Origin of the sequence: Shewanella pealeana ATCC 700345, assembly GCF_000018285.1 — a bacterium.
Taxonomy (GTDB): domain Bacteria; phylum Pseudomonadota; class Gammaproteobacteria; order Enterobacterales; family Shewanellaceae; genus Shewanella; species Shewanella pealeana.
Genome location: NC_009901.1, coordinates 1,760,936 through 1,772,234 on the forward strand (window position 1 = coordinate 1,760,936; position 11,299 = coordinate 1,772,234).

General features: G+C 43.7%; 9 protein-coding genes and 11 tRNA genes. 6 read left to right on the forward strand and 14 right to left on the reverse strand.

The window, feature by feature from the left end; genetic code table 11:
• Positions 1-34: 34 nt before the first annotated feature.
• Positions 35-943 carry a UTP--glucose-1-phosphate uridylyltransferase GalU gene (galU, locus tag SPEA_RS07550; RefSeq protein ID WP_012154698.1) on the reverse strand — a complete coding sequence of 303 codons (909 nt, stop codon included), beginning with the start codon at positions 941-943 and terminating at the stop codon, positions 35-37.
• Positions 944-1,457: 514 nt separating this feature from the next.
• On the opposite strand from galU, the gene phhA reads away from it, so the two are divergent.
• The 5 genes from phhA to maiA all read left to right on the forward strand — a co-directional run bounded on the left by phhA (position 1,458) and on the right by maiA (position 6,526).
• Positions 1,458-2,249 carry a phenylalanine 4-monooxygenase gene (phhA, locus tag SPEA_RS07555; RefSeq protein WP_012154699.1) on the forward strand — a complete coding sequence of 264 codons (792 nt, stop codon included), beginning with the start codon at positions 1,458-1,460 and terminating at the stop codon, positions 2,247-2,249.
• An 82-nt stretch (positions 2,250-2,331) separates the two neighbouring features.
• Entirely contained in the window at positions 2,332-2,670 is a 339-nt protein-coding gene (locus tag SPEA_RS07560) for a 4a-hydroxytetrahydrobiopterin dehydratase (RefSeq protein ID WP_012154700.1), read from the forward strand.
• A gap of 280 nt (positions 2,671-2,950) precedes the next feature.
• On the forward strand, positions 2,951-4,492 hold the full coding sequence (gene tyrR / locus SPEA_RS07565; protein ID WP_012154701.1) for a transcriptional regulator TyrR: 1,542 nt from the start codon (positions 2,951-2,953) through the stop codon (positions 4,490-4,492).
• A gap of 280 nt (positions 4,493-4,772) precedes the next feature.
• Positions 4,773-5,759, forward strand: a complete 987-nt coding sequence (locus SPEA_RS07570; RefSeq protein WP_012154702.1) for a fumarylacetoacetate hydrolase family protein — start codon at positions 4,773-4,775, stop codon at positions 5,757-5,759.
• A gap of 116 nt (positions 5,760-5,875) precedes the next feature.
• On the forward strand, positions 5,876-6,526 hold the full coding sequence (maiA, locus tag SPEA_RS07575; RefSeq protein ID WP_012154703.1) for a maleylacetoacetate isomerase: 651 nt from the start codon (positions 5,876-5,878) through the stop codon (positions 6,524-6,526).
• A gap of 91 nt (positions 6,527-6,617) precedes the next feature.
• Here the strand turns inward: maiA and SPEA_RS07580 are convergent, their stop codons facing one another.
• The gene (locus SPEA_RS07580) at positions 6,618-7,499 is read right to left on the reverse strand and encodes a LysR family transcriptional regulator (protein ID WP_012154704.1); all 882 of its coding nucleotides are present in this window, start codon (positions 7,497-7,499) and stop codon (positions 6,618-6,620) included.
• Positions 7,500-7,707: 208 nt separating this feature from the next.
• On the opposite strand from SPEA_RS07580, the gene SPEA_RS07585 reads away from it, so the two are divergent.
• Positions 7,708-8,937, forward strand: a complete 1,230-nt coding sequence (locus SPEA_RS07585; RefSeq protein WP_012154705.1) for an MFS transporter — start codon at positions 7,708-7,710, stop codon at positions 8,935-8,937.
• Between the two features lie 125 nt (positions 8,938-9,062).
• On the opposite strand, the gene SPEA_RS07590 is transcribed toward SPEA_RS07585, so the two are convergent.
• The 12 genes from SPEA_RS07590 to SPEA_RS07645 form a co-directional block, all read right to left on the reverse strand.
• Positions 9,063-9,290 carry a hypothetical protein gene (locus SPEA_RS07590; RefSeq protein WP_041410880.1) on the reverse strand — a complete coding sequence of 76 codons (228 nt, stop codon included), beginning with the start codon at positions 9,288-9,290 and terminating at the stop codon, positions 9,063-9,065.
• Between the two features lie 257 nt (positions 9,291-9,547).
• A tRNA-Val gene (locus SPEA_RS07595) sits at positions 9,548-9,623 on the reverse strand.
• A 37-nt stretch (positions 9,624-9,660) separates the two neighbouring features.
• Positions 9,661-9,736: transfer RNA gene (locus tag SPEA_RS07600), tRNA-Val, on the reverse strand.
• A gap of 37 nt (positions 9,737-9,773) precedes the next feature.
• Positions 9,774-9,849 (reverse strand) — tRNA-Val (locus SPEA_RS07605).
• Between the two features lie 37 nt (positions 9,850-9,886).
• A tRNA-Val gene (locus SPEA_RS07610) sits at positions 9,887-9,962 on the reverse strand.
• Between the two features lie 37 nt (positions 9,963-9,999).
• Positions 10,000-10,075 (reverse strand) — tRNA-Val (locus SPEA_RS07615).
• A gap of 37 nt (positions 10,076-10,112) precedes the next feature.
• A tRNA-Val gene (locus SPEA_RS07620) sits at positions 10,113-10,188 on the reverse strand.
• Positions 10,189-10,225: 37 nt separating this feature from the next.
• Positions 10,226-10,301 (reverse strand) — tRNA-Val (locus tag SPEA_RS07625).
• Positions 10,302-10,338: 37 nt separating this feature from the next.
• Positions 10,339-10,414: transfer RNA gene (locus tag SPEA_RS07630), tRNA-Val, on the reverse strand.
• 37 nt (positions 10,415-10,451) lie between these two features.
• Positions 10,452-10,527, reverse strand: a tRNA-Val gene (locus SPEA_RS07635).
• Positions 10,528-10,564: 37 nt separating this feature from the next.
• Positions 10,565-10,640, reverse strand: a tRNA-Val gene (locus SPEA_RS07640).
• A gap of 39 nt (positions 10,641-10,679) precedes the next feature.
• Positions 10,680-10,755: transfer RNA gene (locus tag SPEA_RS07645), tRNA-Val, on the reverse strand.
• Positions 10,756-11,299 lie beyond the last annotated feature (544 nt).

Here is an 11,299-nt window from a genome sequence, read left to right on the forward strand (position 1 = left end):
GTCGATTAGTTAAGTGTCTATTACTAAGTGTCTATTACTTAAGTGTCTTAACGATAGCTTTGAGGTATTCAGCGAATTCTGAGCCAATTTCCTTATGACGCAGAGCATGCTCTACATGAGCTTGCATATAACCTAATTTATTACCGCAGTCATGACTCTTGCCTTGCATGTAATATGCATTGACGGTTTGGTTTTCCATTAACATAGCAATTGCGTCAGTGAGCTGGATTTCATCACCGGCCCCTGCTGGTGTCTTAGCTAGATATGACCAGATTTCGGCTGGTAACACATAGCGGCCTACAACGGCTAAGTTAGATGGTGCATCTTCAATACTTGGTTTCTCTACCAGCTGAGTAAGTGGCAGTGACTCACCAGGCTTGAGCTCTGCACCATTAATATCGGCAATACCGTACTGGTTAACAAGCTCATGAGGGACGCCTTCAACCATGATTTGGCCAACTTCAGTCTGATTATAAAGGGCAACCATATCGGCAAGATTTTCTTTAGTTAGATCGCTACTAGCATCATCGATCAGTACATCTGGTAGTAGTACGGCAAAGGGGGCGTCACCTATGATGCTTTTTGCGCATAAAATTGCGTGACCTAAGCCCTTAGCTTGTGACTGACGTACACTGATAATGGTGACGTCAGCTGGGCAAATGGCTTGTACTTCGGCCAATAGTTGACGTTTAACGCGACGCTCGAGCTGAGTCTCTAACTCAAAGCTGGTATCGAAATGGTTTTCAACTGAGTTCTTACTGGCGTGAGTGACTAAGACAATTTCTTTAATTCCCGCAGCGATAGCCTCGCTGACAACATACTGGATCAGTGGTTTGTCCATAACCGGCAGCATCTCTTTTGGGATAGCTTTGGTGGCTGGAAGCATTCGAGTTCCAAGGCCTGCTACAGGGATAACTGCTTTGCGAATTTTATGTTGTTTCATTCTAATCCTATCTACTCTAAGTCAGGAGTTGCCATATAAACCTATATTCTATACTGAAATAAAGCTCGATTGGTGAAGATTTGTTTAAAGCGAGTTGTAAAATAAGCTTATTTGCTATTTTGTGGAAAAGTTGAGGTTTTTTTCAGCTTTGAGGCAATAGCAACGAAAACAAAATAGACTTTCTGGTGTTAAGTTCAGGTGTTAATGCCTGCTGATTAAAATTGAGCGATGTTATTGATGCCGAAAATATAACTGTAGGACGATTGAGTTAGCTTGTGTCAATTTCTATATACGCTTCAAGGTTAGGCATGGACTCGATTTGGAGAGGTGAGTGCCTTTGCGTGTAACATTAGCATTACACTTGGTGGCTCTTTGCTCGCGAAGAATAAACTGTGATCGGGTTAACAATTCTGTTGCTTTAGTTAAGTATGAAGTAAGCACTCTTTTATCAGTTGTCGAGCATTTGTTTGAACTTTTGTTCTGCGTTACTGGTTAGAATCATGAGTAAATAACTATGAGTAAACCGCAAAACTATACAGCACGCTTGCCTGATGCAAATGGGTATATTGACTACCCTCAAGCTGAGCATGAAATTTGGTCAGAACTTTATCAAAGACAGAAAATCAATCTACCTGGGCGCGCCTGTCAAGAATATCTCGATGGGCTAAATAAGCTTGGACTTGCGAGCGATAGAGTCCCGCAACTCTCTGAGGTTGACGATGTCTTACTACAAACAACGGGGTGGAAGACTGCCGCGGTTCCTGCGCTGATCTCATTTGCTAAGTTCTTTGAGCTTCTGGCTAATAAGTCATTTCCGGTGGCAACTTTTATTCGCAGCCGCGAAGAGCTTGATTACCTACAAGAGCCCGATATTTTTCATGAGGTATTTGGGCACTGTCCATTACTGACTAACCCATCTTTCGCTCACTTTTCTCACCTTTATGGTCAGTTAGGGCTTGCTGCGAGTAAAGAGCAGCGGGTCTTCTTAGCAAGGCTATACTGGTTTACTGTGGAGTTTGGCCTCCTAAAGTCTAAGAGCGATGAACTGAGGATTTACGGCGGAGGGATTTTAAGCTCTCCTGGTGAGACTCTGTATGTTATGGGCACTGAGCCTGATATTAGGCCATTTGATTTAATCGATGTGCTACGTACACCTTACCGAATAGATATTATGCAGCCAATCTACTACGCCATTGAAGAGATTAGCGACCTAGGCGCAATAGCCGAGATGGATATTATGGCTGCAGTAAACAAGGCACAAGAATTAGGATTATTTATAGCGACATTCCCAGCTAAAGCGGGTTAGCTAAATCGGAGAGCGAAAGCCGGTTTAGTATTAAAAATAGAGTAACTAATAGCGTATTAGTAGCAATAATTAAGGAAGAGAGATGACTGAATTAGCGCAAATGAAATGTGAAGCATGCCAGGCGGATGCGCCAAAAGTGACCGATGAGGAGCTGGCACAGTTGATCGCCAAAATTCCTGACTGGGGTGTTGAGGTTCGCGGCGGCGTTATGCAGTTGGAGCGCGTCTATAAGTTTAAAAACTTTAAGTTAGCGATGGAGTTTACTAACAAGCTTGCCGACTTAGCCGAAGCCGATTTCCATCATCCCGGCATTTTAACTGAATGGGGTAAGGTGACGGTAACTTGGTGGTCGCATTCAATAAAGGGTCTACATAAGAACGATTTTATCATGGCAGCCAAGACTGACACGTTATTTCAATAAGCTTGTAGATCTTTAAAGGCTAAAAGTACTGTTATATTATGGAGTAATTACACTAAACCTCCAGCATTGCAGGCGTGTTAGTACAGCTGGCACGCTTTTATTTTCTTTATGTTACAAATCCTCTGTAAACAAGTCTTGCCACAGCAAAGATAAACTTCTAACGTATAGTCGATTACAGAAGTGGATGTTGCTTTTAAGCTGCCCCCTAAACCGTGCGAATTCCCTTCTGATGGTTGTTTTATCCCAATAACGAGTATTTAGAAAAGGGAATTGCAATAGTATGCGCTTGGAAGTCAGCTGTTTAGACCGAGTGGGTCTCGCCAAAGATATCTTATTGATTATGGAAGACTATGGGATTAATTTGTTTGCTATTGACGCAAGCAACCAAGGTTTTCTTTATCTACAATTTGCTGAAGTGAGTTTCGATACTCTCAGTGAATTGCTCCCCCTTATACGAAAAGTAGAAGGCGTACATGATGTGCGGACGGTGTCATTTATGCCGTCTGAGCAGGAACACTACGCACTAAAAACGCTTTTAAAAACCTTACCAGACTCTGTGTTCTCACTCGATGTGAAAGGACGGATCCGCATCGTTAATGAATCGGCCTTACACACAGTCGGTATGGCCGAACATGAAGTGATAGATGAGCCTATAAATCATTGGGTGCAGGGATTCAGCTTTAGCCGTTGGTTAAGCGAATCAACCGTACTGGCTCAAGCGACACGGGTGAATATCGGAGAGAATGAATACTTAGCCGAGATGTTACCTATTTATTTACCCGATAGTGGTAGTGAGACGCCCATTTTAGCGGGTGCAGTGGTATCGCTAAAATCGCCAGCACGTTTAGGTAAACAATTTAACGCCCTGCAAAATCAATCTAGTGGCTTTGAGAATGTGCTTGCAACCAGTGACAAGATGAAAGAGGTCCTCGTTCAGGCTCGCCGTATGGCACAGCTCGATGCGCCTTTGTTGATTACGGGTGAAACGGGGACGGGAAAAGAGCTAATGTCTCGTGCTTGCCATGATGCCAGTATGCGCCGTGAACATCCTTTTATCGCAATTAACTGTGCAGCTATGCCAGACAGTGCTGCCGAAGAAGAGCTTTTTGGTTTTGTTAGTAATGGCAACGTGGCCAAGCGTGGCTTTATTGAGGAAGCTAAGGGCGGAACGATTTTTCTTGATGAGATAGCCGAGATGTCAAAGTCTGCTCAGGTCAAGTTGTTACGATTCATACAAGACGGTACCTTTAGACGGGTAGGGGGCGATGAGGAGATCCGCAGTGACGTGCGTATTATCTGCTCGACGCAGAAGAATCTTGCCGAGCTATGCCAAAATGGCGAGTTTAGAGAAGATCTTTATTACCGTATCCATGTATTGAGTTTTCATGTGCCTTCCTTGCGTGAACGTAAAGTGGATATCATTCCGCTGACAGAAATGTTTTTAGAGCATTACAGCCAGCAACTATCAATCCCTATTCGCCGCATATCAGGTGAGTGTCGCGAGCACCTGTTAGCTTATGCATGGCCAGGCAATGTACGTCAGCTTAAAAATGCTATCTTTAGAGCCGTATCTATGTGGGATGGAAGTGCAGAACTCACGGTTGAACAACTAAAGTTACCCTCATACGCCGAAGGTTTTGGCTATTTCGATCATCAGTTCGAAGGCAGTCTTGAGCAAGCGATGAAACAGTTTGAAGCGAGTCTCTTACGAAGATTGTATCCGGCTTACCCAAGTACTCGACAACTAGCTAAGAAGTTAGGTGTATCTCATACCGCAATCGCTAACAAACTACGAGAATATAAGATCAACAAACCCAAGTAGCTGTAAATGAGGTTTGCCGTCGATTGCTGTTTAGATAGGCAGCTTTCGACCTAAACTATTACTTTTAGCCTATTATTTATGGGGTGTATCTATAAGTTTACACTGACGAGGTTAAAGTGGTTAAGTGTGATTTCGTTCACACTATTCCACTGGGGAGTGAGTTGATGTCATTCTATGGCCAAGTTTTGAATTATGACCAAGTTTCGATTTTGGTTAACGCTCGCTGCAAACGCAAAATAACAACAACTCGCAGCCATGCCACAATTTATTAGGAGTGACGATGAAGTTAGCAAGTTATGATAATGGACGCCGTGACGGTCAACTGATGTTGGTCAGCAAAGATTTGACTAAGGCGGTTGCCGTGCCTGCTATTGCTCATACTATGCAACAACTGATGGATGCATGGGAACTGCTTAACCCACAATTAGTTGAACTTTACGATGCATTAAACAAGGGCATGATGGATAACGCTGTTGATTTTGATGAATCTAAATGTTTGTCTCCGTTACCAAGAGCTTACCAATGGGCCGATGGCAGCGCGTACGTTAACCATGTTGAGCTAGTGCGTAAAGCCCGTGGCGCAGAGATGCCAGAAACATTCTGGACAGATCCACTGGTTTACCAAGGTGGCTCTGACTGCTTTATTGCCCCTAAGGCTGATATCCCACTAGGTAGTGAGGAGTGGGGCATCGACTTTGAGTCGGAAATTGCGGTGATCACCGACGATGTGCCAATGGGCGTAACGGTTGATAATGCCGCGAAGCACATTAAATTACTGATGCTAGTGAATGACGTTTCACTAAGAAACCTTATACCAGGTGAGCTTGCAAAAGGTTTTGGCTTCTTCCAGTCAAAGCCATCGAGTAGCTTTTCACCAGTGGCGGTGACACCTGATGAGTTAGACGATAAATGGCAGGATTCTAAAATCCATCTGCCACTAATAACGCATTTAAACAGTGAGCTTTTTGGGCGCCCAAATGCGGGTGTTGATATGACGTTTAACTTCAGCCAACTGGTTTCTCATGTGGCTAAGACCCGTCCATTAGGCGCGGGCGCTATTATCGGCTCAGGCACCATCTCAAATTATGATCGCAGTGCTGGTTCAAGTTGTCTTGCTGAGACTCGCATGCTTGAAACGATAGCTGACGGAAAACCATCGACCTCATTTATGGGCTTTGGTGATCGCGTACGCATCGAAATGCTCGATGAAGACAATAACAGCATCTTCGGGTCGATTGACCAGCAAGTGGTGCAATATAAGGCCTGATGGTTTTAGGGTGATTCTATTGCATAGAAGGCTAATTCTTAGGAGTTAGCCTTTTTTCTAAATACGCTCTCTAGTTATATCGGATATTTCGATTTTAAAATAAGGATGGTACTCAGATGAAGCTTTATGGTTATTGGCGCTCCAGCGCCGCTTATCGCGTGCGGATCGCGATGAATCTTAAGTCGCTTGCAGCCGAACAAGTTTCAGTACACTTGGTGAAAGATGGTGGTGAGCAGCATAGTCGCGAGTATCAACAGATAAATACTCAAGAGTTGGTACCAAGCTTAATGATTGACGACAATGGCCAGCAGCGCGTGTTAACGCAGTCATTGGCAATAATCGAGTACATGGAGGAGGTTTATCCTGAGGTTGCCTTACTGCCTAGTGCGCCATTTGATAAGTCGATAGTGCGTGCGATGGCATTAACGGTTGCGTGTGAGGTTCATCCGCTAAATAACTTAAAAGTACTACAGTATTTGGCGAATGAACTCGATACTACAGATGAAAAGAAAGCGGCCTGGTACCATCATTGGGTTCAAGAAGGTTTTAGCGCATTAGAAAAGCAATTAGAGCAGCATAGCGGGCTTTTCTGCTTTGGTGATACCCCAAGTCTTGCCGACATCTGTTTAGTGCCTCAGGTGTATAATGCTAAGCGTTTTAAGGTCGATATGAGCCCATATCCAAATATTGAGCGCATAAACGTACACTGTTTGACTCAACAAGCCTTTATTGATGCGATACCAGAAAACCAACTGGATGCCAGCTAGCAGTGTCGCATAGAAACTCAATGAGCGCTTTTATCAGCTAGGGCGATATATAGCACTTAATGCAGCATAACAGGGATCTGTAATTACCTAGCTAACGGTTTTGCATCAGAAACTCAACGAACGCCTTGTCGGCTTGACTGATAGGGCGTTGTTTCTTCCAAGCAATATGCAAATCCAAAAAGATAGGTGGGTTGAAGGGCTTGGCGCAAATGTTGTCGTGTTTTTCTATCACCATTTCAAGCACACTGGTTATTCCATACTCCTGTGCAACAACTTGTTTAATGAGATTAATCAGGTTGGTTTCAAAGGCGATATTTGCCTTAAGGCCTAATTTCTCCGCCTGTTCAAGCATCCAATCACGGTGAAAGTAACCCGGTTTAAAGAATACCAGTTCATGCTGGAAAAACGCTTGAAGCGTCACCGTATCTAATTTGGCTAAAGGGTGTTCTTTACCCACTGCGACGACCATCTGCTCCTGCAGTAGTAGGTGACTGTCAAACTCATCGGTCAGATCGTTGGCGGTAATGATGGCGATATCGACATCTTCATTCTGTAGCATTCTGAGGGTGTCTCGAGTACCGCCTTCAAACAGGGATAATTTAAGTTCTGAATGTTGGTGGCGAAATGCCATTAATCGCCTAGGTAGATAATAAGACCCTAGCATACCAGGCACTGCAACTCTGACTTCGCCCATCGTCAGGTTTGCCATCGATTTTATGTGCGCTTCAGCTTGCGCCATATTTTTGATTATCAGCTTGGCATGCTGATGTAGAGCGCTGCCTTCAGCAGTTAGCGAAAGTGTTTTACTGCTTTTATTCGCCCCTCTATCAACTAGGGTGACGCCGAGCTCCTGCTCTAAGCGCTTAATGCTTTGACTCAACGCTGGCTGCGCCATATTGAGCCGCTCGGCGGCTTTAGTGAAGCTACCCGCTGTAATTAAGGCATCTAAGTATTTTAGCTGTTTAATATCCATCTTTGCTCTACTGAGTTTTGCTAAATAAGCAGGTCGCACTGAAGTGAGATGGACCTATTGCTATTGGTGTATGTTTACCAGTCTATAGGAGTTCTAGATTAAAACTTGTATAACAAAAATCAATAACTATTGTGTTTTTTAGTTGTTATTCCTATGGGGTGCTCGCTGTTATTCTATCTTACAATGAGATAACTTGAGTTAGTCCCCCATGAATACCCGCAGTCAGGCGAAACAAGACGGCAGTGAAATCCGCTTAATCATTGGCTTATCTATTGCCTCAATGGTTATTTTTATTAACTTGTACCTAGTCCAAGGCATGCTGCCGCTTATTGCGGACTCTTTTTCTGTATCAAAAAGTCATGCAACACTCTTGTTGTCGGTAACCAGCTTTACCATGGCGTTCTCACTGTTACTATTTGCGGTGTTGTCCGATCGAGTTGGTCGTAAAAAGCCAATTCTAGTCAGCTTATACCTGTTAGTTATTCTCGATTTTTGTGCATTTTTTATTACTGAGTTTAACCAGCTAATTTTACTGAGAATGCTACAGGGAGCTTTGCTCGCATCAGTACCTGCTATGGCGATGGCTTATTTTAAAGATGAGCTCGGTAATAATGCATTATTGAAAGCTGGTGCAATCTATATTGCCGCTAACAGTGTTGGTGGGATAGCCGGACGCTTGCTAGGTGGTGGCATGGCGCAGTATTTAGATTGGCAGCAAGCGATGGCACTACTTACCCTAGTGTCATTAATTGGGACACTTGTTGTGACTTATTTGCTACCAAAGAGCCATTTTGTAAAACCAGAGGCTGAACTCGGTAGGTGGCCGCTGAAGAAAGCTGACTTTAACGGTTTTTGCCACCATCTAGCGGATCCTAAATTACGGCTTATTTACCTTATTGGCGGCTTGGCCTTTATGGTGATGGTAAATCAGTTTAGTTATATTCAGCTGCACTTGATGGATAATCCTTTTAAGTTAGGCCGCTTTGAAGTGACACTCATTTTCCTTTGTTACCTCAGCGGGACCTATGCTTCTTATTGTTCGGCTAAATGGCTCGGAAGATTTGGACTCAATAAAGTCTTTATCTGCTCGGTGTCGGCGTTACTTGCTGGAACCTTGCTTACCTTATTCGATACTTTAGCGGCAATCTTTGCTGGTTTTTTACTTTCAGCATTTGGCTTCTTCTTAATTCATAGTAGCTGTAACGCTTGGGTAGCCTATAGAGCTAAACAGCATCGCGCTAAAGCCACGGCACTGTATCTGTGTAGCTATTACTTAGGCGCTGCGATGGGGGGGCCTTATTTACTGCCATTTTGGCTGGTATGGGGTTGGCAAGGCGTAGTGCTAGGATCTGTACTTGGATTAATGGTGTTGGTATTCGTCGTATTTAAGCTTGTCCAACCTAAGTCGGCATCAAGTTCATTATTGATGGATCTGTAACGGCAAAATACCTTGGAAAGGTTTGAGGGGAAGGGCGGAATCATTATCGATTTTTACCGCAAGTAATGAGTGGGCTTTAACTTTATGTTTATCCTGCTTTAAACTCCATACTTGACCCTTCCTCTTTATTTATTGGGAGAGATCTGCTGCATGATCTGGTCACTGGGTAACAATTCAAGGTGACCATTTTCATCAAAATACCAACCTGTTATAAAGCCTTTCTGGCGCATTTGAACTAAATTTTTCATAACTGATTTAGCTTCCACCAGTGCAGTATCTTGATCGTATTGGCAAGTGAGTTTCAAGTAGGCCGCAATACTTGCTAATGAAGCGGATTGGCTGACATCTGCCATAAGGTTTGTCCAAAGAAGGGTTATCCTAAAAGGATAGTAGACAACACTCATGAGTGACAAAAATACTAAGTAAATAGTTTAGCGCAAAAGAGCGTTAACTTGAGAGTGGCTATAGCTTTCGAGTGTTACTTTTCGGAAGTTACCTAGATTTTGGGTTTGACTAAGGCTAGTTGGAATAATCGTTTGGTGTGGATAACAAAAGAGTTAATAACTGGGTAAATATTGATGAGGTAAAACTGAAAAGGGTAGTAAAAGAATGGTGGTCGATACTGGGCTCGAACCAGTGACCCCCTCCTTGTAAGGGAGGTGCTCTCCCAGCTGAGCTAATCGACCTGGGATTTCATAATGTTTTAATTCTTTATGAAAAGAATGGTGGTCGATACTGGGCTCGAACCAGTGACCCCCTCCTTGTAAGGGAGGTGCTCTCCCAGCTGAGCTAATCGACCTGGGATTTCATAATGTTTTAATTCTTTATGAAAAGAATGGTGGTCGATACTGGGCTCGAACCAGTGACCCCCTCCTTGTAAGGGAGGTGCTCTCCCAGCTGAGCTAATCGACCTGGGATCTCATAATGTTTTAATTCTTTATGAAAAGAATGGTGGTCGATACTGGGCTCGAACCAGTGACCCCCTCCTTGTAAGGGAGGTGCTCTCCCAGCTGAGCTAATCGACCTGGGATTTCATAATGTTTTAATTCTTTATGAAAAGAATGGTGGTCGATACTGGGCTCGAACCAGTGACCCCCTCCTTGTAAGGGAGGTGCTCTCCCAGCTGAGCTAATCGACCTGGGATTTCATAATGTTTTAATTCTTTACGAAAAGAATGGTGGTCGATACTGGGCTCGAACCAGTGACCCCCTCCTTGTAAGGGAGGTGCTCTCCCAGCTGAGCTAATCGACCTGGGATCTCATAATGTTTTAATTCTTTATGAAAAGAATGGTGGTCGATACTGGGCTCGAACCAGTGACCCCCTCCTTGTAAGGGAGGTGCTCTCCCAGCTGAGCTAATCGACCTGGGATTTCATAATGTTTTAATTCTTTACGAAAAGAATGGTGGTCGATACTGGGCTCGAACCAGTGACCCCCTCCTTGTAAGGGAGGTGCTCTCCCAGCTGAGCTAATCGACCTGGGATCTCATAATGTTTTAATTCTTTACGAAAAGAATGGTGGTCGATACTGGGCTCGAACCAGTGACCCCCTCCTTGTAAGGGAGGTGCTCTCCCAGCTGAGCTAATCGACCTGGGATTTCATAATGTTTTAATTCTTTATGAAAAGAATGGTGGTCGATACTGGGCTCGAACCAGTGACCCCCTCCTTGTAAGGGAGGTGCTCTCCCAGCTGAGCTAATCGACCTGGGATTTACACAATGATTTAATTCTTTATAAAAAAGAATGGTGGTCGATACTGGGCTCGAACCAGTGACCCCCTCCTTGTAAGGGAGGTGCTCTCCCAGCTGAGCTAATCGACCTCGCTGTGTGGGGCCGTATTATAGGGAGGAACGATCCACTGTCAACGCTTTTTTTAGATAAAAGAACGAGTACGGTTCAATTTTGCGCGTGTTGCTGCATAGTTAATCAGAGCTGGGCCGTTATAGCAAAAAAAGGTTAAAAATTAGCTTGAAAATATGATGACATGCTCGATCTACTTCTCCAACCTAGGCAACGAATATAGTAGGGAACTCTTCTATAATTGCTTATTTCTCAATTTTATCGGTTTTCTACTCTTTGAAAATTGAAGTTTATGGATATCTAAATCTGGGTAGGGAGATTTAAGTTGATAGTGTGAATGTTAACAAGGGCTGGCCATGAGGCGCACCCTTAAAGATCAATCTCAAATGCATGCTTTCTATATAGAGCCTCTAGGTTTTAGATTTTGGTTCTGTCTTTCGGCCTCATTCTAAGTATTGCCTTTACTAGCCGTTATTACTAACTCCCCAGTAACTCCTCTATATTGAAGTGTTGTGCTTGTTACATCTGCTTTTTGAAGTAGGGGGGAGAGTCGCTACTGCTATA

Bases quoted from the DNA above. Each gene is read 5' to 3' on its own strand.
- SPEA_RS07560 (WP_012154700.1), top strand. From the start codon at position 2,332: ATGACTGAATTAGCGCAAATGAAATGTGAAGCATGCCAGGCGGATGCG.
- galU (WP_012154698.1), bottom strand. From the start codon at position 943: ATGAAACAACATAAAATTCGCAAAGCAGTTATCCCTGTAGCAGGCCTT.
- tyrR (WP_012154701.1), top strand. From the start codon at position 2,951: ATGCGCTTGGAAGTCAGCTGTTTAGACCGAGTGGGTCTCGCCAAAGAT.
- maiA (WP_012154703.1), top strand. From the start codon at position 5,876: ATGAAGCTTTATGGTTATTGGCGCTCCAGCGCCGCTTATCGCGTGCGG.
- SPEA_RS07580 (WP_012154704.1), bottom strand. From the start codon at position 7,499: ATGGATATTAAACAGCTAAAATACTTAGATGCCTTAATTACAGCGGGT.
- SPEA_RS07590 (WP_041410880.1), bottom strand. From the start codon at position 9,290: ATGGCAGATGTCAGCCAATCCGCTTCATTAGCAAGTATTGCGGCCTAC.
- SPEA_RS07570 (WP_012154702.1), top strand. From the start codon at position 4,773: ATGAAGTTAGCAAGTTATGATAATGGACGCCGTGACGGTCAACTGATG.
- phhA (WP_012154699.1), top strand. From the start codon at position 1,458: ATGAGTAAACCGCAAAACTATACAGCACGCTTGCCTGATGCAAATGGG.
- SPEA_RS07585 (WP_012154705.1), top strand. From the start codon at position 7,708: ATGAATACCCGCAGTCAGGCGAAACAAGACGGCAGTGAAATCCGCTTA.